Annotated in this window: 24 protein-coding genes and 2 pseudogenes; 21 read left to right on the top strand and 5 right to left on the bottom strand. The window is 44.1% G+C overall.

From position 1 onward, the window contains the following. The 3 genes from odhB to sucD all read left to right on the top strand — a co-directional run bounded on the left by odhB (nt 1) and on the right by sucD (nt 3,710). Entirely contained in the window at nt 1-1,485 is a 1,485-nt protein-coding gene (odhB, locus tag PRUB_RS13865) for a 2-oxoglutarate dehydrogenase complex dihydrolipoyllysine-residue succinyltransferase (protein ID WP_010381477.1), read from the top strand. Nucleotides 1,486-1,671: 186 nt separating this feature from the next. After that, complete coding sequence (gene sucC / locus PRUB_RS13860) at nt 1,672-2,838, top strand: ADP-forming succinate--CoA ligase subunit beta (protein ID WP_010381475.1); 1,167 nt, start codon at nt 1,672-1,674, stop codon at nt 2,836-2,838. Then, nucleotides 2,838-3,710 (top strand): succinate--CoA ligase subunit alpha, encoded by an 873-nt coding sequence (sucD, locus tag PRUB_RS13855; RefSeq protein ID WP_010381473.1) that lies wholly within the window; start codon nt 2,838-2,840, stop codon nt 3,708-3,710. Before sucC ends, sucD begins: the two co-directional genes overlap by 1 nt. Nucleotides 3,711-3,892: 182 nt before the next feature. On the opposite strand, the gene PRUB_RS13850 is transcribed toward sucD, so the two are convergent. Together PRUB_RS13850 and PRUB_RS13845 are read right to left on the bottom strand one after the other, a co-directional pair. Continuing rightward, nucleotides 3,893-4,141 carry a hypothetical protein gene (locus tag PRUB_RS13850; RefSeq protein ID WP_010381471.1) on the bottom strand — a complete coding sequence of 83 codons (249 nt, stop codon included), beginning with the start codon at nt 4,139-4,141 and terminating at the stop codon, nt 3,893-3,895. Between the two features lie 315 nt (nt 4,142-4,456). Beyond that, on the bottom strand, nt 4,457-5,527 hold the full coding sequence (locus PRUB_RS13845) for a DUF3083 family protein (RefSeq protein ID WP_010381469.1): 1,071 nt from the start codon (nt 5,525-5,527) through the stop codon (nt 4,457-4,459). A gap of 253 nt (nt 5,528-5,780) precedes the next feature. Between PRUB_RS13845 and glnS the strand changes: the two genes are divergently transcribed. The 11 genes from glnS to PRUB_RS13790 all read left to right on the top strand — a co-directional run bounded on the left by glnS (nt 5,781) and on the right by PRUB_RS13790 (nt 15,044). Continuing rightward, the gene (glnS, locus tag PRUB_RS13840; RefSeq protein ID WP_010381467.1) at nt 5,781-7,442 is read left to right on the top strand and encodes a glutamine--tRNA ligase; all 1,662 of its coding nucleotides are present in this window, start codon (nt 5,781-5,783) and stop codon (nt 7,440-7,442) included. 174 nt (nt 7,443-7,616) lie between these two features. Further along, entirely contained in the window at nt 7,617-9,440 is a 1,824-nt protein-coding gene (locus PRUB_RS13835; RefSeq protein ID WP_010381465.1) for a protein kinase domain-containing protein, read from the top strand. 92 nt (nt 9,441-9,532) lie between these two features. After that, nucleotides 9,533-9,829 carry a hypothetical protein gene (locus PRUB_RS13830; protein WP_010381464.1) on the top strand — a complete coding sequence of 99 codons (297 nt, stop codon included), beginning with the start codon at nt 9,533-9,535 and terminating at the stop codon, nt 9,827-9,829. Nucleotides 9,830-10,354: 525 nt separating this feature from the next. Beyond that, nucleotides 10,355-11,560 carry a hypothetical protein gene (locus PRUB_RS13825; RefSeq protein ID WP_010381461.1) on the top strand — a complete coding sequence of 402 codons (1,206 nt, stop codon included), beginning with the start codon at nt 10,355-10,357 and terminating at the stop codon, nt 11,558-11,560. 62 nt (nt 11,561-11,622) lie between these two features. Beyond that, entirely contained in the window at nt 11,623-12,090 is a 468-nt protein-coding gene (locus PRUB_RS13820; protein ID WP_155946198.1) for a hypothetical protein, read from the top strand. Nucleotides 12,091-12,107: 17 nt separating this feature from the next. Further along, nucleotides 12,108-12,476, top strand: a complete 369-nt coding sequence (locus PRUB_RS13815) for a hypothetical protein (RefSeq protein WP_040644455.1) — start codon at nt 12,108-12,110, stop codon at nt 12,474-12,476. 111 nt (nt 12,477-12,587) lie between these two features. Then, nucleotides 12,588-13,004, top strand: a complete 417-nt coding sequence (locus PRUB_RS13810; protein WP_010381457.1) for a hypothetical protein — start codon at nt 12,588-12,590, stop codon at nt 13,002-13,004. Between the two features lie 127 nt (nt 13,005-13,131). Next, entirely contained in the window at nt 13,132-13,524 is a 393-nt protein-coding gene (locus PRUB_RS13805) for a hypothetical protein (protein ID WP_010381455.1), read from the top strand. A 110-nt stretch (nt 13,525-13,634) separates the two neighbouring features. Continuing rightward, complete coding sequence (locus PRUB_RS13800; protein WP_010381453.1) at nt 13,635-14,003, top strand: RNA-binding protein; 369 nt, start codon at nt 13,635-13,637, stop codon at nt 14,001-14,003. Between the two features lie 160 nt (nt 14,004-14,163). After that, a complete protein-coding gene (locus PRUB_RS13795; RefSeq protein ID WP_155946199.1) occupies nt 14,164-14,577 on the top strand; it encodes a hypothetical protein in 414 nt (137 codons plus the stop codon). Between the two features lie 77 nt (nt 14,578-14,654). Beyond that, the gene (locus tag PRUB_RS13790) at nt 14,655-15,044 is read left to right on the top strand and encodes a hypothetical protein (RefSeq protein WP_010381450.1); all 390 of its coding nucleotides are present in this window, start codon (nt 14,655-14,657) and stop codon (nt 15,042-15,044) included. Between the two features lie 240 nt (nt 15,045-15,284). Here PRUB_RS13790 and PRUB_RS13785 read toward each other — a convergent pair. Next, nucleotides 15,285-16,500 (bottom strand): annotated as a pseudogene (locus tag PRUB_RS13785) (IS4 family transposase). A gap of 125 nt (nt 16,501-16,625) precedes the next feature. Between PRUB_RS13785 and PRUB_RS13780 the strand changes: the two are divergent. After that, the gene (locus PRUB_RS13780) at nt 16,626-17,039 is read left to right on the top strand and encodes a hypothetical protein (protein ID WP_010387489.1); all 414 of its coding nucleotides are present in this window, start codon (nt 16,626-16,628) and stop codon (nt 17,037-17,039) included. A gap of 43 nt (nt 17,040-17,082) precedes the next feature. Continuing rightward, on the top strand, nt 17,083-17,415 hold the full coding sequence (locus PRUB_RS13775) for a hypothetical protein (RefSeq protein ID WP_242065245.1): 333 nt from the start codon (nt 17,083-17,085) through the stop codon (nt 17,413-17,415). A 22-nt stretch (nt 17,416-17,437) separates the two neighbouring features. Here PRUB_RS13775 and PRUB_RS13770 read toward each other — a convergent pair whose 3' ends face one another. Beyond that, nucleotides 17,438-18,577 carry an IS4 family transposase gene (locus PRUB_RS13770; RefSeq protein WP_422624405.1) on the bottom strand — a complete coding sequence of 380 codons (1,140 nt, stop codon included), beginning with the start codon at nt 18,575-18,577 and terminating at the stop codon, nt 17,438-17,440. A gap of 24 nt (nt 18,578-18,601) precedes the next feature. Next, a pseudogene (locus PRUB_RS26465) lies at nt 18,602-19,783 on the bottom strand (IS4 family transposase); the annotation flags it as partial. Between the two features lie 130 nt (nt 19,784-19,913). On the opposite strand from PRUB_RS26465, the gene PRUB_RS13755 reads away from it, so the two are divergent. The 5 genes from PRUB_RS13755 (at nt 19,914) to PRUB_RS13735 (ending at nt 22,929) form a co-directional block, all read left to right on the top strand. Further along, entirely contained in the window at nt 19,914-20,429 is a 516-nt protein-coding gene (locus PRUB_RS13755) for a hypothetical protein (protein ID WP_040644516.1), read from the top strand. Between the two features lie 505 nt (nt 20,430-20,934). Further along, nucleotides 20,935-21,306, top strand: coding sequence for a hypothetical protein (locus PRUB_RS13750; RefSeq protein WP_010387422.1), 372 nt, complete (start codon nt 20,935-20,937; stop codon nt 21,304-21,306). Nucleotides 21,307-21,424: 118 nt separating this feature from the next. Next, nucleotides 21,425-21,811: a hypothetical protein gene (locus PRUB_RS13745; RefSeq protein WP_010387421.1), complete on the top strand. Its 387-nt coding sequence runs from the start codon at nt 21,425-21,427 to the stop codon at nt 21,809-21,811. Between the two features lie 78 nt (nt 21,812-21,889). Further along, entirely contained in the window at nt 21,890-22,069 is a 180-nt protein-coding gene (locus PRUB_RS26790; protein ID WP_081694272.1) for a DUF695 domain-containing protein, read from the top strand. A 113-nt stretch (nt 22,070-22,182) separates the two neighbouring features. After that, entirely contained in the window at nt 22,183-22,929 is a 747-nt protein-coding gene (locus PRUB_RS13735) for a hypothetical protein (RefSeq protein WP_010387420.1), read from the top strand. Nucleotides 22,930-22,977: the final 48 nt, after the last annotated feature.

Here is a 22,977-nt window from a genome sequence, read left to right as displayed (position 1 = left end):
ATGACGACCGAAATTAAGGTTCCTGTTCTTCCTGAATCTGTTGCGGATGCAACAGTTGCCACATGGCACGTAAGCGTTGGTGACAAAGTAAGCCGTGACCAAAACCTGGTAGATATCGAAACAGACAAAGTTGTGCTAGAAGTGGTTGCACCGGAAGACGGTGTTATCGTCGCTATCTCTGAAGAAGAGGGCGCAACGGTTCTTGGTGAGCAAGTTATCGCACAGCTGGGCGCGTCAGATGCCGCTCCAGCGCAATCAAATGAACAAACAGCAGCGCCAGCAGCGGCGCCAGCAGCAGAAGGTAAAGAAGTGGACATTAAAGTACCTGTACTTCCTGAATCAGTAGCAGACGCTACAGTTGCAACTTGGCATGTACAACCAGGTGAAGCGGTAAGCCGCGACCAAAACCTGGTAGACATCGAAACAGACAAAGTTGTTCTTGAAGTTGTTGCACCTGAAGACGGTGTAATGGGCGAGCAACTGCACGCAGAAGGTGAAACCGTTCTGGGTGAGCAAGTGATTGGTAAACTGGTTGCCGGTGGCGCGCCAGCAGCAGCTCCAGCTGCACAGGCAGACGCTGCACCAGCAAGTGATGACAATGCAGACGTGCTAACGCCATCTGTACGTCGTCTGATTGCTGAAAAAGGTCTTGATGCTTCACAAATCAAAGGCACAGGCAAAGGCGGTCGCATCACTAAAGAAGATGTTGATGCATTCCTGAAAGCGCCTGCGGCAAAACCAGCATCAGCGCCAGCGGCGGCAGCACCTGCGGCACCAGTGGGTGACCGCACTCAGAAGCGTGTTCCAATGACTCGTCTGCGTAAGACTATTGCGAACCGTCTGCTTGAAGCGAAGAACTCTACGGCGATGCTGACTACGTTCAACGAAGTAAACATGAAGCCTATCATGGACCTTCGTAAGCAGTACAAAGACGTATTTGAAGAGCGTCACGGTATCCGTCTTGGTTTCATGTCTTTCTACGTGAAAGCGGTTACAGAAGCACTGAAGCGTTTCCCTGAAGTAAACGCGTCTATCGACGGCGATGACATCGTTTACCACAACTACTTCGACATCAGCATCGCAGTATCTACACCACGTGGTCTGGTAACACCAGTACTACGTGACTGTGATAAGCTGTCTGTTGCTGAAATCGAAAAAGGCATCCGTGAGCTGGCACTGAAAGGCCGTGACGGTAAACTAACTGTTGACGACATGACTGGCGGTAACTTCACCATCACTAACGGTGGTGTATTTGGTTCACTACTGTCTACGCCTATCATCAACTTGCCACAGTCTTCAATCCTGGGTATGCACAAAATCCAGGAGCGTCCAATGGCGGTCAATGGCAAGGTTGAAATCCTGCCTATGATGTACCTGGCGCTATCTTACGATCATCGTCAAATCGATGGTAAAGAATCGGTTGGCTTCCTGGTTACAATTAAGGAACTTCTGGAAGATCCAACGCGTCTGCTTCTGGACGTTTAATCATCTAGATTAAAGATTAAGCTGTATGTGAGCATAATGTCCGCATACAGCTTTTTTTTTGCGCCATTAGTCTTACTGGGGTTTTCATACAAGGCCTTGAGATCTATACTATGGGCGCAATTTGGGATAGCTGATTATTTGCATAAATATTCAGCTTTTTTAGTATAAAAAATTGGATAAAGCATCATGAATTTGCATGAGTATCAGGCAAAACAACTTTTTGCCGAATATGGTTTACCTGTATCAGAGGGTTACGCTTGTGACACGCCTCAAGAGGCTGTAGAAGCTGCTGGTAAAATCGGTGGTGACAAGTGGGTTGTAAAATGTCAAGTACACGCTGGCGGCCGTGGTAAAGCGGGCGGTGTAAAACTAGCAGACAGCAAAGACGAGATCCGCGCATTTGCTGAAAACTGGTTAGGCAAAAACCTGGTAACCTACCAAACTGACGAGAAAGGTCAGCCAGTTGCTAAAATCTTAGTAGAAAGCTGCACTGATATTGCAAATGAGCTATACCTGGGTGCTGTTGTTGACCGTGCTTCACGTAAAATCGTGTTCATGGCATCAACTGAAGGTGGTGTTGAGATCGAAGAAGTTGCTCACAACACACCAGAACTAATTCACAAAGCTGAGATCGATCCACTTGTCGGTCCTCAGGCTTACCAAGGTCGTGAGCTTGCGTTCAAACTAGGTCTGAACCCAACTCAAGTTAAGCAGTTCACTAAGATCTTCATGGGTCTTGCTGACATGTTCATCAACCACGACTTTGCACTACTAGAGATCAACCCTCTGGTAATCACTGACGAAGGTAACCTGCACTGTCTTGACGGCAAGATCGGTGTAGACGGCAACGCATTGTTCCGTCAGCCTAAGATCCGTGAATTCCACGATCCTTCACAAGAAGACGCGCGTGAAGCTCACGCAGCAAGCTTCGAGCTGAACTACGTTGCACTAGACGGTAACGTAGGTTGTATGGTTAACGGTGCTGGCCTAGCGATGGGTACAATGGACATCGTAAACCTGCACGGCGGTAAGCCAGCTAACTTCCTTGACGTAGGTGGCGGCGCAACTAAAGAGCGTGTATCTGAAGCGTTCAAGATCATCCTTTCTGATGACAACGTTAAAGCTGTACTAGTTAACATCTTCGGCGGTATCGTTCGTTGTGACATGATCGCAGAAGGTATCATCGGTGCGGTTAAAGAAGTTGGCGTAAACGTACCAGTAGTTGTACGTCTTGAAGGTACTAACGCTGAAGCGGGTCGTGAAGTACTAGCTAACTCTGGCCTTGACATCATTGCAGCTGAGTCTCTAACTGACGCTGCTGAGAAAGTAGTTGCTGCTGCGGAGGGCAAATAATGTCTGTACTAATTAACAAAGATACTAAAGTAATCTGTCAGGGTTTCACTGGTGGCCAGGGTACTTTCCACTCTGAGCAAGCTATCCAGTACGGTACGCAAATGGTTGGTGGTGTTTCTCCTGGTAAAGGCGGCACAACTCACCTGGGTCTGCCAGTATTCAACACTGTACGTGAAGCGGTAGAGTCTACTGGTGCAACTGCATCTGTAATCTACGTACCAGCTGCATTCTGTAAAGACGCTATCCTTGAAGCGATCGACGCAGGTATCGAGCTAATCGTATGTATCACTGAAGGCATCCCAACACTTGATATGGTTGATGTTAAAGTGAAGCTGGAAGAAACTGGCGTTCGCATGATTGGTCCTAACTGTCCAGGTGTTATCACTCCGGGCGAGTGTAAGATCGGTATCATGCCTGGTCACATCCACCTTCCTGGTAAAGTAGGCATCGTATCTCGTTCAGGTACTTTGACTTATGAAGCGGTTAAGCAAACTACTGACGCTGGCTTCGGTCAGTCTACTTGTGTAGGTATCGGTGGTGACCCAATCCCAGGCACTAACTTCATCGACGTACTGGAAATGTTCCAGAACGATCCTAAGACTGAAGCAATCGTTATGATTGGTGAGATCGGTGGTACTGCTGAAGAAGAAGCGGCAGAATACATCAAGCACAACGTGACTAAACCAGTTGTTTCTTACATTGCAGGTGTTACAGCGCCTCCAGGTAAGCGTATGGGTCACGCTGGTGCAATCATCGCAGGCGGTAAAGGTACAGCTGACGAGAAGTTCGCTGCACTTGAAGCTGCTGGCGTTAAAACCGTTCGCTCACTTGCTGAGATCGGTTCTGCACTAAAAGAAAAAGCAGGCTGGTAATCACTTTACCTGTACTGTAAAAAAGGCGCCTAAGGGCGCCTTTTTTGATCTAGCTTGTTAAGCTAAGCAATGCGAAGCCAAGGCTTATTGTCATCTTTTATGTTCTATCAAAATGTGCTTTTGCTACGCTACTTGGCTCGATGCTTTTCAAGGACCACCGGCCCCTTCGTTCAGATCTCCACCTACATGTGTATAGCCATCAAGTTCGTACGGTTCATTTTGATCAGTGGGTAAAACAGGAGGTCATTAATGGCCGGATCCTGACCATCAATTTGCCAATACATATAAATGTACTTTCCTTTAGCTCCACTGTTTAGGTCTATGAGAGACCATTCCCAGCCTGATATTGAATTTTTCTGAGGGTAGTCATAGGCCTTAAATAGCATTGCGGTGACTAACTGACTGTCTAGGTAGTTGTTGATAGCCAACATAAAAGTAATTGCTACCCACACCCTGATTCAGGTCTTTTATAAAAAAATTCCAGCTTATTTCAATAGTGGCCCTGGCGTAGTGGCTTTCTGAATTTTGAAATAGCCATTTCAATTCTCCTAGTGGCTTTTGCGTTTATACCAATTTGCTCCTTCAAATAGACCGGGTATTAAGTGAAATTGGTATTATAGCCCTTGTTGGGTTGGTTAAACCATAGTCATTAAAGGCCACATTACAATGAATCAAAGGTTATGTTCGTAACAGGTGGTGCAACAGTTGGGGAGAGAAAGCGGGGGAGAGGCCCCCGCTGAACAGGTTTAATCCTGATAACTGATATGCTGGAAGAAGCGTACAATCACGTCTTGTTTTTCAGGGTTAATCGGCAGTTTGCCGGTTAAACGGCGGATCATGGTTTCGGCGTTATTCATAAACTTACCATACCCAACGTCTTTTTTATCTTTGTCGCTGGCAACCACCACAAAATGCATGGTGTCGCAAAGGTGTTCACCTGCCCAGATAGAGCGCACCTGACCATCCAGTGCCGAAGTATCAAAGCTGAGCTTTTGTAATTCGCGGTTTGCGTCTGATTTATCGATCTGACTGCTGCGCACCAGTGGCAGGCGGCCATCTGCGATAAAACCAACATGGGTCAGTTGTAGCTGGTCGCATAAAGTCAAAAAGCTGTCTTCAATGCTGCGATAAAACTGAGCATAGTCGCCCGGGCGCATCTGACTTTGATATTCTGTTTTGATTGCACGGGTGATAGGCACAGAAAACGACACATAGCTCATCTCTGAGTGTTGCTCTGGTAAGCTACAGTTACGTGCCTGATAACGCGGATATAAACTACGCAGCTTGTATCCATAGCTTTCCCTGTGGCCTTTCACCTTAGCGAAAATATCATAGGTCAGATGCTGATGGTCACGTACTTTATAAGACAGGCCTTCTGGCTCATACTGCTCTTTTAAATCGTCCAGCGCTTTTTTCACTTTGCTGTGGAAGCTGGCCGCGTTGGCGCGCAGCTCGTCGCCCGTTGCCAGGAATAACAAGCGGATTTTACGTGCTCTGTGATCCGCTTCGTAGTGTATCTTGTGACCCTCGTGATATTTAGGGTTGTAAAAGAACAGGATCTGCTTATCCGTTTGCAGGCTGTAGGCCTCATCGTGATAGCGCACAACTGGGAGCTTGTCATTAGCAATCACGTGGACGTTAAATAACTCGTGTTCGTCGCAAATGGCAAACAACTTTCGGGCTAGGCGTTGGTAGCAACTTTCTACGTCGTCAAAACAATCGAAGAATGCGTCGCTGGGTTTAAACTCAGCCAGAATATAATGGTTGTTGCGTGCGTTCGTTGGAATGTAAACGCGGTGAAGATTCATTGATGCCATAGGTTTTTCCTTGCGATACCTCTGTTGTTGACACCTATGATAGAGCGAGCGTGTGACGAATATATTGCGCTAGAACAAAATTTGTCATAAAAATGACGCGCTATTTTGTACTTGAATTGGCTGTTTTATACCCAGGTTTACGGAATTGCGTGGTAAATCTGTTCTCGCCTCAGTTTTACGCTGTTCGTTGCGCGAACTTTTTGTAATAATGCCTCAGTTAACTGGTACTAAATTTTCAGAGGAATGAGTTCCTATGGCGGAAGCAGAAAATCGCCCAACAAACTTTATAACAAATATCATTGATGCGGACTTGGCCAGCGGCAAGCATGGCGGCACGCACACGCGCTTTCCACCGGAGCCGAATGGCTATTTACACATAGGTCATGCTAAGTCTATCTGTCTGAACTTTGGCATCGCCCGCGACTACCAGGGCCTGTGTAACCTGCGCTTTGACGATACGAACCCGGAAAAAGAAGATCTGGATTACGTTAACTCAATTAAAGAAGATGTGCAGTGGCTGGGCTTTAACTGGGACGGTGAGATCTGCTATTCGTCTAACTACTTTGACAAGTTATACGAGTATGCGGTTGAGCTGATCAACAAAGGCCTTGCTTACGTGTGTTTCCTGTCGCCAGAGCAGGCGCGTGAATACCGTGGCACACTAACTGAGCCGGGTAAAAACAGCCCGCATCGCGACACCTCACCAGAAGAAAACCTGGCGTTGTTCGAAAAAATGAAGAACGGTGAGTTCAAAGAAGGTGAGTGTGTATTACGTGCCAAGATCGATATGGCCAGTTCTTTCATGGTTCTGCGCGATCCAATCATTTATCGTATTCGTTTTGCTCACCACCATCAGACAGGCGACAAGTGGTGCATTTACCCAATGTACGATTTTACGCACTGTATTTCGGATGCACTGGAAGGGATCACCCATTCACTGTGTACGCTGGAGTTCCAGGACAACCGCCGTTTGTACGACTGGGTACTGGACAACATCAGTCTTGAGTGTCACCCGCAGCAAATCGAGTTTTCTCGTCTGAACCTTGAATACACTGTGATGTCAAAGCGTAAGTTGAATGACCTGGTTGTGAATGGTCAGGTAGAAGGCTGGGACGATCCGCGCATGCCAACTATTGCTGGCCTGCGTCGTCGTGGCTATACCCCTGCGTCTATCCGAGAATTCTGTAAGCGCATTGGTATTACCAAGCAAGACAACATGGTTGAAATGGGCATGCTTGAAGCCTGTATCCGTGACGACCTGAACGAAAATGCACCCCGTGCGATGGCCGTGCTTGATCCGGTTAAGATCGTCATTGAAAACTATGACGCCGAGCAGGTTGAAATGCTTGACGCGCCTAACCACCCAACGCTGGATATGGGCTCACGTCAATTGCCGTTCACACGTGAAATTTTCATTGAGCGCGATGACTTCCGTGTTGAAGCAAATAAGAAGTTTAAGCGTCTGGTACTGGGTAAAGAAGTGCGTCTGCGTAATGCCTATGTGATCAAAGCTGAGCGCGTTGAAGAAGACGACGCGGGCAACATCACCACGATTTACTGTACATACGACGCCGATACTCTGGGTAAAAACCCGGCTGATGGTCGTAAAGTGAAAGGGGTGATCCACTGGGTCTCTGCAAGTCACTGTATTGATGCAGAAGTACGTCAGTATGACCGCCTGTTCAATGTACCAAACCCGGCAGCAGCGGAAGACTTTGCAACTACGCTGAACCCGGACTCGCTGGTGATCATTGCAAATGCTAAGCTTGAGCCGTCTCTGGCAGAAGCAGCAGCTGAGCAGGGCTTCCAGTTCGAGCGTTTAGGTTATTACTGCCGTGATAATAAGGGCGACACGCTAACGTTTAACCAGACGGTTGGTTTGCGTGACTCCTGGGCAAAAATCGAAAACGCCTAACACGTGCAAATAATAAAAAGGTCGGCTTATGTCGGCCTTTTTTAATTATCATGCCCGAACTTCATAACCGATTTGATAACATACGCTTTCAGCAATCGATGAACATCCATTGGTTGCAGTAGAGGTGAGTATTACAGTCGTAAACTAAACGGATAGCGTTAAACGGACAGTTATATGGCAGAAAAGTCGATCCACAACTTTTACATCAATGAACAGCAGTCGGTGTATTTGCTCTCACATAAAGATGCAAAAAAACACCGTCAGTGGCTCAACATCTGTCAAAAGCAACTGACTTTGCTGGGCTATCGGGATGTGGAAGTGATTGGCTCTGGTGCTTTTGGTTTTGTCTTTGCCGGTATTGATGAGCAGGACAGGGAGTGGGTGTTTAAGTTTTCCCGCATTACACTGGCACAAAGCGTGCGGGACCGCCTTGAAGACGAAGCGTATATGCTGTCGCAGATCCATAATCCTATGGTGCCCGAATTTTACGCCTTTGAACGGGTAAAAAAGCAGGGGATCCTGATGATGGCCCGCGCAAAAGGCGAAGACCTGGAGCAGTGGTCGTTAAAACGTGGTCGGTTTAAACCGCATGAGCTGGTGCACCTGGCCAACAAGCTACGCAACGTTTTAGTTGATTTACGTGACCGTAAAAATGGCATGTCGCCGCAGCCTGTGGTGCATGGCGATATTAAACCCTCTAACATCGTCTGGGATGAACAAACAGATAGCTTCTCGCTGGTTGACTGGGGTAGCTCGGTGTATGCACAGCTCGATGCCCACGGCGAGCCCATTGCCAGCAATATCATGGATCTGATGTCCTCTGACATTAGTAGCACCAATGCCCGAATGGGTGATGTGTATTTTATCGGCGACGAGCAGATGTCGGGTGCGCGTTCTTCACCGCGCTTTGACGAGCAGGGCGTGGCATCCACAATCTATGCACTGGCCAGCGCTCAGTCCTGCCGTTTTGGTGCCGCTGTAATTCCTGCAACCAGCTTGGGGCTGCCGCAGGCATTTGCCAGAATGATCGATGCCATGCTGAGTAAAGACAAAGTCACACGCGACCAGGCCGGTGACTACTTTATGCGTAATATGCCGGCAATGGCGCGTATGTATTTGCCTGAACTTGAAACAACGCCTAGTAAGGCCAGCATCCCATTCTGGTTCACTGAAATCGATGAAGAGCCAGACACCGTTGTGTACAGCTCTCGCAAACAGTTTTTACGCCGGGCTGATCATAACCAGCAACTGTTGGATGTGAACGACGCTCAGCTTGACCGTTACTATAAAGAGTTTTTGTTTGATACCGGCGATAGCGAAAAGGCGTTTCTGGCGTCCATCAGCCGGCTGGCAAAGTATCCGGTAGTAGGCGGTCTGAGTTTTCACTGGAAAGACGCTTCGTTGTTTGTTGAATCCAGCCTGGTACTGCACGATGAATCTTTGCAAAGTGCTTTTACCGATGCGGTAAATGCCACTGTGATGCTGGCTCAAGGCATAGAGCAGAAAGGCTTATTTAAATGCTGCCTGTTCGACGCCAGACAGACCATTCAGCTTCAGCGTGACGGCACAGGTGCGTTTATTTTTGATCAGGTTCCTGAGCTGCAATATACGGTATCGGACATTGGCACCAGCGAAATCGCCAGGCCGCATTCTTACTTTGAGGACGGCAAAGACCCCGATGAGCAACTGCAATTACCACGGCAAATAGTGCAATGTGTATTTGAGCTAAACCAGATCCATCATACCGGCTGTATTATCTTCGAATCGCTCAACGACCGCCTGAAAATTCACCATTATTATTGCCTGCTGGATGCCAGTAAAGAGCGAGAGTTTAAAGTGCTGCTGACCCGTATTATGCAATATGCCATGAGTATTCAGGACTTTGGCGTCGCAGGTTTTATGAAATTACCCTATAAAAACACCCGCGAATTTGCCTTATGCGCAAGACAACCGGATCACTTTTACCCTAAAGACCCAAAGGCTGCTGTACAGGGCTGAATGAGGCCGTCTACGACTAAGATATAACAAAACGCACGTTGCACATCGGCCCGTCCTCCGCCAAGATAAACAGCGAATAACCGGAGGGAAACATGGATCAGGAAACACGCCGAGAGCTACTCAAACTGAGCTGGAGCATGCACGACGAAGTAGAGCAGGCCATATTAAAAGACAGCGCCAAACAGGGCGACGACAACTGGACAGAAAAGCAAAAACTGCTGCTGGCAGATATGTCGCTGCATCTTCTGCAAACCGCACTTAAACCTAATGGACTCAGCCAGGAAAAGCTCAAAAATAACCTCAACGCTATTCTAACGCTCAGCGATGATTTTATCGACGAAGTCGACTTACGTAAAACTGCCGATGCTCTCTATGGGCTGGATAAGTGAGCGCCTCTGGCTCTAGCTGATGGCAAGTCATTAACAGGGTTCCCTTTATCTTCTACGCTCGTCATCCCGGCCATAGAGCCGGGAATTACCCCTGAACTCAACGCGTACAGCCTCTAAAAAAGTTGTATAAGACACCTTTACTCCAGGTGCTGTTTATTTATACAGGTTTAAGTGAGTGCGGCTATTTATCAGGTCAAATATCTCGTTTTCTCCGCGCTGAAGGCCTCGTTTAAGTGAAACACCAATTTAAGTTCTTTATATTCAATAGGTTAGTGGTTTTGCATAACGAGACCTCAAGTCTCGCTATGAACAAGGCTCGGTTTCAACAAAGCCATTTTGGCTTGAGCAATGTGGGCAATGGTGTTAGGTTATTGTTATTAATGTGAATAAATTAATTTGGCTGTGGATCTTTACGGTTTTATGAACTGGGTTTAACCGGCATTCACGCTAAAAAGCGGTTAGCACTAAGGCTTCTACAAAAGCATGACACTACACGCCAATACGAAATCGTATAAGGAACATAAAATGAAAAATAAAACATGTTTTGTTATCTCTCCAATTGGAGAAAAAGACAGTGATATTAGGAAACATGCAGATGCATTCTTAAAACTCCTTGTGGAGCCTGGTCTAGCTGAATTTGGGTTTGATATTGTACGTGCAGACCAAATAGCTTCTTCGTCTGTAATAACAAATGACATCGTTGAGTATGTCCAGCAGTCTGAACTTTGCTTGGTCGACCTTTCTTTTCATAATCCCAATGTATTCTATGAATGTGGCAGACGACATGAAAATGGGCGGCCCACAATACAGCTTATCAAAAAGGGGGAATCTCTGCCTTTTGATGTCGCAGGCATTCGAACGATTCAGTATGACTTAAGTGATCCGTGGACTACACTGGAGTCCGTCAACACAATCAAAGAATTTATCAAGCAACTTGAGGATAGTAATTCATACGGTGAAAAGAGTTCAGGAGTTTCCCTATCAACTATCGCTGAGACGTTACATCGCATAGAAAAGAAACTATCGAAAAATATGCAACCAATCATGACTTCTACTGGCGGCCAGATTGGAAAGAAAGAGCTCTTAACAATGCACCCTGTAGCTGCTTTTCACAAATGTATTGAAGTAGGCGATATAGATTCAGCTAAGTTTGTATTAAGTAGACTAAAAATGCTGCCAGAAAAGAGATTATTCGTAGAGGCATTAGCTTTGCTTGCAGGAATTGGTGACTCTGACGCTAAGTCACAATTGATTTCATTTATTTCTAACGAGCTATCCTTGGAAAATGAGAGCGACGGTCGTAATGCCATGCACGGTCTAAAGGAATTTTATGTCAATACAAACACTGAAAAAGCGGGTTTGGTTGAGTTAGACGATGTATTTAAAAAATACTTTTCAATTGAAGGCCTTCCATCCAAATCGTTGGCATTCGTCTACAATATTAAACAAACGTTGGAATATGGGGCAGGTTTATTTGAGCAAGCACTTTCCGATGGTCTAAAAGCTGTGGAGTTACGCCCAATGGATGAATCCTATTGGTATAATGTATCTCTTTGTTATGAAAAGTTGGAAAGGTACGACGATGCAGCCAACGCAGCAGCAAATTTTGTCAAATATAACGAGGAACCATCTCCCCATCATATTGAACATGTAAAAGAGGTTTTTTCACTTGCAGGAAGGGAGTCAGAAGTTGAGGAGCTATTCAATGGAACGATGCTAACAAATGCGTGAATTGGGACTGCCTTTCCGCTGTCGCTCCAAGCCAGCCTATTACGCGGGCGTTAGCTGTACTTATGAATAAAGCTGTAATTGTCATACTATCAATAATAATTGCCTCAGCATTGACTCTGATTAGCATTTTACTTTATTGGGAAAGAAATCAGGCAATCGATTTTAGCGGTTTATTGCCTGGAACATTTACTATATGTGATAAAGAAATAGATGAAACGTCTTCGGAATTTATTGCACTCAAACTTTGGTTTCAAGAAAACCAATATCCTTGGACAAACAGTTTAGTATCATTCGCCCCAGCTTATATCTATCGAGGTAAGGACATCAGTATTAATGTTCAAGATACTAGCGTTATCGTAAATTACAAAGCTGGCGAAAGCTTAGTGCAAGTAATTTACAATGGAAATACTACCTCAATATCAGGAATATGTGGGAGCAGTAAAGCTAACAAGGCACTCAAGGGCGGACACAAAAGTTTGGCTTGTCGTTCGTGCGTCACTAATTTTAGCCAAACCTTTTTAGCCGCTTAGCACGGCGTTATGTGTAAATGAAACAGCATCACTGCGTAACCGAAGAAGGGGAACACTTCCTTCTCTATGAAAATGATGAAGGCGTTCATATCTGCCCTGTATGTGGCAGTGCCGAACTAGCCGCACCTGCCTATAACAATAATGGCTTACCATCTTTTCAAATGTGTTCTTGTGAGTTTGAATATGGTTATGATGACTCACCGCTAGCGTCATCAAGAGCAGTGAAAGGCGGCCTTCAAAAGAATTGGGAAGTCTGGAGAAAACGGGTAATACAGAGATCTTCACATTTGCCAGAATCACTAGCTAAATGCGAAAGCAATCTAAAAAACATCGGTATTGTATTGGCCTACGACCTTATACCTGTTCAAAAGGGCCAAAACACATAACAATCCAATGAATCTGACCCAGTAAGCGCCGCTGGGTCGGCACGAGGCCGCCACAGTGTAGCGGCGCTCACTGGGCAGCTTATTGGGGCGTTATGTTCATTGGAGGATACGGTGAAATTTTTGAAAGGAATTATCTTACTTCTGATTCCGTCACTTTTATTTGCGGGTGAATTAGATGAAAGTAATGGTCCATCAGAATATTATCATCAAAAACTTCATGCCGCTGAAGGAGCATACCTTGTTCGATATGAAAAAATCACATATAAATCGAGATTACTTAAAAAAGATAAATTGGAAATATCCGCAACTATTGAGAAGGTATTCAAAGGTAATAAAAACGAAAGTGAAATTATCCACTTTTATAGGTTGTATGATTCAGATATAAGTAACTATGTGCCTGAGCAAGGTGAAAGGTTTGTCGTGTTTTTTGATAATCATGGTGGCCGTTCATCGATAGATCCTCAAGATCCGTCATCTGTGTGGGTGGCATCAACAGAAATTATTGGCTTTTTAAATCTTCACAAGTAAAAGAAACATAACAAGGTGCTCAAGGACGGACACAAAAGTTTGGCTTGTGCTCGTTCCTCGCTAATTTTAGCCAAACTTTTTTAGCCGCTTAGCACGGCGTTATGTTTTATCCTGAAGTGGAGTTTCGATGAAAATTTTTTATGTTCTCTTTATTGGTTTTTTGTTATCCGCCTGTACCACTAGCCCGCCTAAAAAAGGTACTAGCGTTGAATCTGAAAGCTCACAGAAAATTACTATTACTGGCACTAGAATTAAAAGAGAGGATTTACCCTCAGGTCCAAAATTAAAAATGGGATTGAATAAAGAAAATAAGAATAGTAACTTCATGGAAGCTCTTGTAACTATGCAGATTCTTCCACAGCCAAATGATATCGGCGATTGTAATGGCCTACTAAACGCTTTAAACAGTGCTAAGTTAGAGTTTATTGTAGTAAATTCAAATAAAGTAGTTTTAAAAAGAGAACACGGGATATACGAATACGCGTTCGATGATGGCAGTTGCCCCACAAATAAAACATAACAAGCACCTCAACAAATGACGCAAAAAGCTTGGCTTGTGTCACTTCGTTCCTAAGTTTAGCCAAGCATTTTTCGCCTGTTAGGCGAGCGTTATGCATCCAAGGATTTGGTATGAATCGAATTTATAAAATTACAACACTTACAATCGCAATCATCTTCTCAATGAGTGCTTGGTCAAATCCTAAGGTTAGGTATGAGCCTGAAAGCATTGTAGAAGCTATCGCATTTGCTGATAAGTTATCGGGTACTACTTGGCTCTATCACTGGAGAGGACAAGATTATAAGTTTAGGTTCAATGAAAACGGAACCATAGGCATCCTTGAAGGCTGGAGAAATATCACATGGGTTGTAGCTGGTAAAGAAGATGTAATTCTAGAGGCTAAAACTGGAAAAATGCTTCTCAGATTTAATGATTCTAAGACCACTTTTTATACCCGTGATTGGGATGGCTTAAAATCTGATGGTCGAATAGTTAGATAATGCATAACAAACCCATGAAGGCTCGCCAGCAAAAACACGCTGGCTGAGACAGCCAACACTCCGGTTGCTTTGTGTTGTCACTGCGTTCTAAAATAACACAAAGCAACCTACGTATAGTCTGCCCCTTATGGGGGCGTTACACCTATTGAAAGGGTTAGAAATGGAAGAAATAGATAAAATATTAACTTTCTACAACTCTCAGGCTGGCTTGGTTAATTCTTTATGGAACTTCTATGCGATAGTTGTATTAGGCATTGTCGGTTTCCTTTTTACTCATAAAGATTTATTCAAAGTTGTCCAAAATCAAATCTATTTGGCTATCATATTCTTATTTTTCGCGTCATCTAATGCTTACGCATTGTATGGAAGTCAATCAATTTTATATGCAGCAGGACTCGAGATATCAGCACAGGTAAATGCCTTACCCAAAGACTTATTTACAGATACTTTTCGTAATGCATTAATAAATGAAAAAAGTGCAACAATCCCTTTCAAAATTATGCTGTATCACTTGTTCCTAGATATCATGGTATTGACAGCAATGTTCGTATTCCCACGTACGGATGATAAATAGGTATAACAAAAGCAGGTAAGCGACGTGAAAAGCGCTCGCCTGCTGCTAAGCGTTATAAGTCTAGGAGAGTTTGGCATATGAATCGACTTTCGGTGACACTAGTTGCATTACTATTAGTTGGCTGTGAGTGCGATTCAATCTGTGAAGCAAATAGAGCTACTAGAGCGTTTTTAGATAAAAACCCTTCAAGTGAGCAAATTATTGAGTATTTGAATGATTATAAAGGTGAGGCTCCGGGGGCTGCTACCTATGGGGCAATCGTAAATTGGGGCTTGAAAAATTCTACCAAATTTATTGAAACTCTTAATCACCCTAAAATCACAAGTAGAAATTTAGATTTAATAGTCTATAAAATCGCAGACTACGGAAACCACGAAGAGTGGTGCAAAATATATAGTGATTTGACAGTGCGGAAGAATGACAAATATATTCGTTCACGGTTGCTTGGCTGTAATTACGGCTTATAACAAGGTACTCAAAAGGACTCTAAACTCTTGGCTTGTGCTCCTTCGTCGCTAATTTTAGCCAAGCATTTATGCGCCCATTAGTCGGGCGATATTTTAATTCGAGACGGTAGCCTTTCAATAGATGGCAAGCTGGTATCACCAATAGAAAACTAACAAGTTAATAATAGGAAAAATTTTAGCTAGCCGCTACGCGTCTATAGCGCCAAAATTTTCCTATTATTAAGGCGCTGGGGGATCCCCTCATAATTGAGGCCTCCCAAGCCGATGTATCAAGCGCACGTATTCGCGTATAGCCCAGAGTAGTTGCTTCCCCGTCATAACATAATCGCTTCGTCGCCTGACCTCTTTGCCAAGCCTGACAGTCGACAGCACAGCACAATCTCTGATGGTATTTGCCTGAAACTTTCGTTGCCAATTTGATTGCTGAGCATACAGGCCGATCCACCAGAGAATAATGGTCGCTCTCACGTGAAAAACGCTGGGCGAGTAATAACAGTATATCGAGCCGGTTGGGGCATCGACTTTTACTATGTCTCAGGCCCATACCGTATTGGGGGCTTTTCAGGTCTCGAAAGCTTTCTTCGATTTGCATGCGCTTGGCGTAAAGTGAGACTACACGTTTGGGTTGGAACAATTCTACGGGCAGGTTGGTGGCTAATAGCCAGGGCTCCTTACTACCAGTTCGATAACTTTTTTGGGCGGTATGATGCCTGCCAGCTTTTGAAGAGCGTCTATCAGTACGGCCTTTTCGTTTGGCTTTATATAAATGCAGATGGCAGCTAATAGGGCTTTTTCGGCCAAGTTTTACCTCTCCAATGTAGCGCCCGCGGGGAGTAGCAGATGGATAAAGCGCCTGATTGACTTGCCAATCTTTGCTGTTTTTATGCTGATAAGTGACTTTACCTCGCACTCGCCCGAGCCAGAACCAGCCTTTTTTATCGACTTGTCTAAACCAGGTATTTCGATAGCCAGCATCGGTCACGATGAGTGGAATACATTTATCAGGCAGGATGCTGGCCAGTTCATCAAGGAACAGCTGATGGGACTTAGGTGAGTTGTATTGAGCAAAGGTGAAAGTGCGTTCATACACGATCATTGAACGCCCTTGAATGCTGACGGAAGCACGCAACGTCATCAGCCGTAGTTGTTCGCGCACATCGGCCCAGTCGACCAGTAAAATGGGCATGGGATTAGCGCCACACGTCAGGCGAGCATGAAAGCGGTAAATAGCAAGCCGGTCGTTATGCATGGCAGTGTTGCCAAGCAGTCGGTCCATACGTTTAATGTTGTGTTTTGCAGCGACAGGGCCTTTCATATTTCGACCCCGCTCAGTAAGAGAAAGTTGATTGCTATCAAGCAAAGCCTCAGTTGCCAGCATTAATGAGTCAAGGCGCCGAGCATGAATATGGGGGCAGTTTTTTCTGAGCATATCGTGTAGGATGTTGGTATCACGCATGGTGTTGTTATCTGGTTAGTTTTTGGCGAAATAAATTAGATCAAACAATGCCGTGCGTGTCCATCATATTGATTTTAAGAATGATTATCTGGGGATTCCTCAGATTGAGGCGTTAGAAGACTACGATGATATTCGAACCTAAGGTGCGATTAATTGAATCACCATATAAATCAGATCGCAGTACGATAGTTGATGAAGTTAAACTATCCAATAACGGTTTAGACATTATTGTTGAGTCAAAGAGTTGGAAAATTAAAGCTAATTTTGACGCATCATGGGGCTTTAGAGTTCTTGATGAAGGTGACTTAGGTGAGTTTTGGTCCGAATGTGATTTGACTAAAGGTTGGTGTTTCGAAGTAATTGAAGGTGGTTGGAACTCTTTAGAAAAAACGCGAGCTCATTTCGTGACAGGCAAGCTTTGTGAACCACGTGAATATCTAATTATTGGTTTGAATGAGTGCGTATCAATCCTAGCTCATGAGCCTCCAATAATTACTGAACTAGCGTCATCTAACAAGGTTGTAAACGCGGACAAATAACAGTTGGCTTTGTTCGTGCCTCACAAATTCAGCCAACTTTTATTTGCTGGTTATAACGGATGCTGGAAAAAGAATTAGTGATGACTGGGTTGAATATAACGTGGTTCATCCAGGGCTTACAGTTAAAATTTTAGAACCCTATGCTGCTGATTTAATGCCGATATCGACGGTCGGTAAGTCATCACCGTCGCCTTTGAGGCATACGGTTATATTTGGAAGTAAATCCAATCAACACAAACTTGAAATTGTAGGGAAGTACAAAAAAGAACTGTACTTTGATAACAGGTTTTATGGAACAATTTGGTCGGGCGATATTTTAATTCGAGACGGTAGCCTTTCAATAGATGGCAAGCTGGTATCACCAATAGAAAACTAACAAGTTAATAATAGGAAAAATTTTAGCTAGCCGCTACGCGTCTATAGCGCCAAAATTTTCCTATTATTAAGGCGCTGGGGGATCCCCTCATAATTGAGGCCTCCCAAGCCGATGTATCAAGCGCACGTATTCGCGTATAGCCCAGAGTAGTTGCTTCCCCGTCATAACATAATCGCTTCGTCGCCTGACCTCTTTGCCAAGCCTGACAGTCGACAGCACAGCACAATCTCTGATGGTATTTGCCTGAAACTTTCGTTGCCAATTTGATTGCTGAGCATACAGGCCGATCCACCAGAGAATAATGGTCGCTCTCACGTGAAAAACGCTGGGCGAGTAATAACAGTATATCGAGCCGGTTGGGGCATCGACTTTTACTATGTCTCAGGCCCATAACGTATTGGGGGCTTTTCAGGTCTCGAAAGCTTTCTTCGATTTGCATGCGCTTGGCGTAAAGTGAGACTACACGTTTGGGTTTGAACAAGTCAGCGGGCAGGTTAGTGGCCAATAGCCAGGGCTCCTTACTGCCAGTTCGATAACTTTTTTGGGCGGTATGATGCCTGCCAGCTTTTGAAGAGCGTCTATCAGTACGGCCTTTTCGTTTGGCTTTATATAAATGCAGATGGCAGCTAATAGGGCTTTTTCGGCCAAGTTTTACCTCTCCAATGTAGCGCCCGCGGGGAGTAGCAGATGGATAAAGCGCCTGATTGACTTGCCAATCTTTGCTGTTTTTATGCTGATAAGTGACTTTACCTCGCACTCGCCCGAGCCAGAACCAGCCTTTTTTATCGACTTGTCTAAACCAGGTATTTCGATAGCCAGCATCGGTCACGATGAGTGGAATACATTTATCAGGCAGGATGCTGGCCAGTTCATCAAGGAACAGCTGATGGGACTTAGGTGAGTTGTATTGAGCAAAGGTGAAAGTGCGTTCATACACGATCATTGAACGCCCTTGAATGCTGACGGAAGCACGCAACGTCATCAGCCGCAGTTGCTCGCGCACATCGGCCCAGTCGACTAGTAAAATGGGCATCGGATTAGCGCCACACGTCAGGCGAGCATGAAAGCGGTAAATAGCAAGCCGATCGTTATGCATGGCAGTGTTGCCAAGCAGTCGGTCCATACGTTTAATGTTGTGTTTTGCAGCGACAGGGCCTTTCATATTTCGACCCAGCTCAGTAAGACGTATAGCCCAGAGTAGTTGCTTCCCCGTCATAACATAATCGCTTCGTCGCCTGACCTCTTTGCCAAGCCTGACAGTCGACAGCACAGCACAATCTCTGATGGTATTTGCCTGAAACTTTCGTTGCCAATTTGATTGCTGAGCATACAGGCCGATCCACCAGAGAATAATGGTCGCTCTCACGTGAAAAACGCTGGGCGAGTAATAACAGTATATCGAGCCGGTTGGGGCATCGACTTTTACTATGTCTCAGGCCCATAACGTATTGGAGGCTTTTCAGGTCTCGAAAGCTTTCTTCGATTTGCATGCGCTTGGCGTAAAGTGAGACTACACGTTTGGGTTTGAACAAGTCAGCGGGCAGGTTAGTGGCCAATAGCCAGGGCTCCTTACTGCCAGTTCGATAACTTTTTTGGGCGGTATGATGCCTGCCAGCTTTTGAAGAGCGTCTATCAGTACGGCCTTTTCGTTTGGCTTTATATAAATGCAGATGGCAGCTAATAGGGCTTTTTCGGCCAAGTTTTACCTCTCCAATGTAGCGCCCGCGGGGAGTAGCAGATGGATAAAGCGCCTGATTGACTTGCCAATCTTTGCTGTTTTTATGCTGATAAGTGACTTTACCTCGCACTCGCCCGAGCCAGAACCAGCCTTTTTTATCGACTTGTCTAAACCAGGTATTTCGATAGCCAGCATCGGTCACGATGAGTGGAATACATTTATCAGGCAGGCCCTCTATGGAAGGATAATGGCAAGTTCATCAAGGAACAATTGATGGAAGTTAGGCGAGTTGCATTGAGCAAACGTGAAGGTGCGCTCATACACTATCATTGAGAGTCCCTGGATACTGACGGAAGCACGCAACGTCATCAGCCGCAGTTGCTCGCGCACATCGGCCCAGTCGACTAGTAAAATGGGCATCGGATTAGCGCCACACGTCAGGCGAGCATGAAAGCGGTAAATAGCAAGCCGATCGTTATGCATGGCAGTGTTGCCAAGCAGTCGGTCCATACGTTTAATGTTGTGTTTTGCAGCGACAGGGCCTTTCATATTTCGACCCAGCTCAGTAAGAGAAAGTTGATTGCTATCAAGCAAAGCCTCAGTTGCCAGCATTAATGAGTCAAGGCGCCGAGCATGAATATGGGGGCAGTTTTTTCTGAGCATATCGTGTAGGATGTTGGTATCACGCATGGTGTTGTTATCTGGTTAGTTTTTGGCGAAATAAATTAGATCAAACAATGCCGTGCGTGTCCATCACATTGATTTTAAGAATGATTATCTGGGGATTCCTCAGACTGAGGCGTTATACGTACAGGAAGTTATGAGAAGCATTTTTATATTTTTATGTCTAGTAAGTTTTAATTCTTTGGCTAAAGAAAGCTGCGAAATAGGAGATGTTGGACTTGATAGTGAATCATCTAAAGTTGAAGAGCTTTTTTATGTAGGTACGTGTCATTACCGTAATCAAGACTATGATAAAGCAGCAACCAATTGGTCAGCACTAATTAGTAACGCTGAAACTTCAGATAGTGATAATGAGTTAATAATTAGCGCAAATAATAATCTGGGTTTCCTTTTGTTTTTTGGGTTTGGCGTTAAACAGGATCAAAAGCAAGCATTGAAACACTGGTCTTACGCTATTTCGCTTGGTCATACAGAATCAGAATTCCACTTGTGCCACGCTTATGCTGATAAAGAACAACCCACTTTTAACCTGAGTAAAGCTAGTATGCATTGTAAAAAGGCTCAACTAATATATCAGGGCATAGAAGAACCAGATGAAGACGAAAAGTTAATCTTAAAAAAAATAAACTCTTATCTTAAAGGTTTAGAGTAAAGTACGTATAACAAGTCGTCAAAGCAGGACAAATAGCAATTGGCTTTTGCTCCTGCGTCGCTTAGTCTAGCCAACATATTATTAGCCCCTTAACGAGGCGTTAGTGTTTTTGGAGTTTTAGTTGAGAATTAGAGCTAGCCGACAATTCAAAAAGGAAATGTTCAAAAGAGTGCTCATCGCATTAACTTTGTTCGGTGTGGCAATATATATTTTGTCATCACCGGATGGTGTTTGCTTTGAAATATTCTTTAAAGAGTTATGTAACTCAGAAGATAAGTCGGTTGTTCTCACATGGATTCTAGTTGCGGACTCTTTGTTACTTGTTTATGTCATGTCGCCATTTGTTAAGTATGGTGCATTGAAATTCTTGATAAAGTCGAAAAACGAACACTAACAAAGCAAATTAAAAGTGCGGACAAAAAACAGTTAGTTTTGCTCGTACCTCACAAATTTGAGCCAACTATTTTTAGTCGTATATTTGCGGTGTTAGCAACACAAGGGTACTATGGCTTTTAATTGTCCACACTGTAATCAAAAAAGCGTTAGCCATTTTTCTAAGTTTCTATCTTTTGAAGGTAGTCCTGCGACATGTTCAAACTGTGGTAAACACTCAATTGATACTAAAGGCGTAAATGACTCTTATCGGAAAATGGTTTTCCTTGGTCTCTTTGTTTTGGGTGCGTTATCACTATTTACTCAGACTATTTTATATTTGGCTATTTGGTTTACTTTCACCACAATATTTCCAATTTACTCTCTTTACTGCGTGCCGTTGGAGCCAATTGAAACTGAAAAAGTGAAACGCTATAAATCCAAAAAGCTTGTTTCTATTGGTGTTTTTTCTGTTTTATTTTTATTGGTGGTAATCTTTGGGTAGTATTGCTAACAAGCTGTGCAAGCGGGGCTGCTAAAATTTGGCTCGGTTTCGCTACTCTACGCATTTTAGCCAAAAAATTATCAGCCCCTTAAAGAGGGCGTTATTTGCCAAGGAAAGTATGAAGTTAAAGTCTCCACATATTCCACTAGGTATAACCTTTGAAGAAGGTTTGAAAATACTTCAAACTGTTTCGAGCGAAATTGAAAGATTTGATGAAGATAATGAAGACTTCTATAGAGCTAGCTCTGATGAGTTTTCTTGTGGATTTTATTTAAAAAGCGGTTTAGTAAGCTCTACATGGTATGACGACCCAACTGGTCGAGATTCAGAAGATGGAATAAACTTGAAAGTTACCTTGTACTTACAAAGGTGCGGTGATATTTCAGAGTGGGAAGATGGGATCAATAACGGCTGGATTCAATTCTTTACAAATGAAAAATCTGGTGTTGGTTTGGCCTATGGTCTTCATAAAGATGTCATTAGATTTAATCAAATTGACAAATAACAAGGTGCTAAGCTAGGACAAAATTAAATAATCTCGTCGCTTCGCTCGATTTTAGCTTATTCAATTTTTGCCTGTTAATTGAGCACTGGCAATGGCAGAAAAGAGTGGATTTGGTATGTCAAGGATGTTGAAGGTTGGATGGGTAAGCTGAACGAACTCCTTTCTGGTCATAAAGCTTATCCAATTGAAGTTGAGATAAGTCAAGACCCTGAATGGTCCACCTACCATAACTTTGTTTCTGGAGTTAAGGGAATATAACAAGTCAATTATGGCATGGACGCAAAACGCATGGCTTGCGCTCCTTCGTCGCTAATTATAGCCATGCAATTGTGCGCCCCATATTGAGGCTTTATATTTTTAAGGGAACTTCGGTGAAAAATCTTACAAAAGTACTATTTCTGAGTGTAATCGTTCTTATTTCAGGTTGTGCTTCAAAAAGACCTATAAATCTAACAAGTGAAGCTCGCATTGGGATTTACTCTAGTGTGACAGATAAAACAAATAATAATATCTGGGATGAAACCACAGCTCGTTCAGGCCAACAGAAAGATATTGTTGTTGATGTAAGTTGGGGGTTAAAAGAAAAGGTCGAAGCTAGCTTAGTGAAAGCCGCAAAGAAGAAATGGTTGATAGATGCGCCAATAGTAGCAAGTCTCGAAGCTGACTTAGGGGCTGGAGACGCGATATCTTATGGTTTTAGCTCTGTATATGAAACATTCATTCCAGCACTAACTGAAGTAAAAAATAGGTATGATTTAGATGTAATAATTATAGCAAAACCAGCGTGGCGCTACTATCACGGTGAAACCCCTTTGTACAATAAAGGTATCGGCGTTCAATCTTTTGAGGATGGACTCTCTGGTCATGTCGCAGTTGAAATGTTTGCAGTAGATCTGCACACAATGAAAATAATATTCCCAGCAATACAAGACGGAATTACTATGCAGCCCTTCATTCGGAACTTTGACCTGTCAGATAATTACGCGGATGTTGATCGTAATGCCGGAACGGTATCAGTAAAAGATGCCTATAAAAGCAAAGTGTTCATGGAAGTAGATAGTATTGTCAATTGGTTCATCAACGAAGTGCCTATTACCTTTAGTGCTAAAAAAATATAACAAGGCGCTCAATCGGATAAATTGCAGCTGGCTGACGCTTCGCGCAGT

The organism is Pseudoalteromonas rubra (genome assembly GCF_000238295.3).
GTDB classification, from domain to species: domain Bacteria; phylum Pseudomonadota; class Gammaproteobacteria; order Enterobacterales; family Alteromonadaceae; genus Pseudoalteromonas; species Pseudoalteromonas rubra.
This window is presented reverse-complemented; position numbering and strand designations above follow the sequence as displayed.

Excerpts from the sequence above, each read along its gene's own strand:
- odhB (WP_010381477.1), top strand. The coding sequence starts at position 1 with ATGACGACCGAAATTAAGGTTCCTGTTCTTCCTGAATCTGTTGCGGAT.
- PRUB_RS13835 (WP_010381465.1), top strand. The coding sequence starts at position 7,617 with ATGGCAGAAAAGTCGATCCACAACTTTTACATCAATGAACAGCAGTCG.
- PRUB_RS13820 (WP_155946198.1), top strand. The coding sequence starts at position 11,623 with ATGAATAAAGCTGTAATTGTCATACTATCAATAATAATTGCCTCAGCA.
- PRUB_RS13795 (WP_155946199.1), top strand. The coding sequence starts at position 14,164 with ATGGAAGAAATAGATAAAATATTAACTTTCTACAACTCTCAGGCTGGC.
- PRUB_RS13770 (WP_422624405.1), bottom strand. The coding sequence starts at position 18,577 with ATGAAAGGCCCTGTCGCTGCAAAACACAACATTAAACGTATGGACCGA.
- PRUB_RS13745 (WP_010387421.1), top strand. The coding sequence starts at position 21,425 with ATGAAGTTAAAGTCTCCACATATTCCACTAGGTATAACCTTTGAAGAA.
- PRUB_RS13780 (WP_010387489.1), top strand. The coding sequence starts at position 16,626 with ATGATATTCGAACCTAAGGTGCGATTAATTGAATCACCATATAAATCA.
- PRUB_RS13850 (WP_010381471.1), bottom strand. The coding sequence starts at position 4,141 with ATGTTGGCTATCAACAACTACCTAGACAGTCAGTTAGTCACCGCAATG.
- PRUB_RS13825 (WP_010381461.1), top strand. The coding sequence starts at position 10,355 with ATGAAAAATAAAACATGTTTTGTTATCTCTCCAATTGGAGAAAAAGAC.
- PRUB_RS13800 (WP_010381453.1), top strand. The coding sequence starts at position 13,635 with ATGAATCGAATTTATAAAATTACAACACTTACAATCGCAATCATCTTC.
- PRUB_RS13815 (WP_040644455.1), top strand. The coding sequence starts at position 12,108 with ATGAAACAGCATCACTGCGTAACCGAAGAAGGGGAACACTTCCTTCTC.
- sucD (WP_010381473.1), top strand. The coding sequence starts at position 2,838 with ATGTCTGTACTAATTAACAAAGATACTAAAGTAATCTGTCAGGGTTTC.
- PRUB_RS13830 (WP_010381464.1), top strand. The coding sequence starts at position 9,533 with ATGGATCAGGAAACACGCCGAGAGCTACTCAAACTGAGCTGGAGCATG.
- glnS (WP_010381467.1), top strand. The coding sequence starts at position 5,781 with ATGGCGGAAGCAGAAAATCGCCCAACAAACTTTATAACAAATATCATT.
- sucC (WP_010381475.1), top strand. The coding sequence starts at position 1,672 with ATGAATTTGCATGAGTATCAGGCAAAACAACTTTTTGCCGAATATGGT.
- PRUB_RS13805 (WP_010381455.1), top strand. The coding sequence starts at position 13,132 with ATGAAAATTTTTTATGTTCTCTTTATTGGTTTTTTGTTATCCGCCTGT.
- PRUB_RS13755 (WP_040644516.1), top strand. The coding sequence starts at position 19,914 with ATGAGAAGCATTTTTATATTTTTATGTCTAGTAAGTTTTAATTCTTTG.
- PRUB_RS13845 (WP_010381469.1), bottom strand. The coding sequence starts at position 5,527 with ATGGCATCAATGAATCTTCACCGCGTTTACATTCCAACGAACGCACGC.
- PRUB_RS13750 (WP_010387422.1), top strand. The coding sequence starts at position 20,935 with ATGGCTTTTAATTGTCCACACTGTAATCAAAAAAGCGTTAGCCATTTT.
- PRUB_RS13790 (WP_010381450.1), top strand. The coding sequence starts at position 14,655 with ATGAATCGACTTTCGGTGACACTAGTTGCATTACTATTAGTTGGCTGT.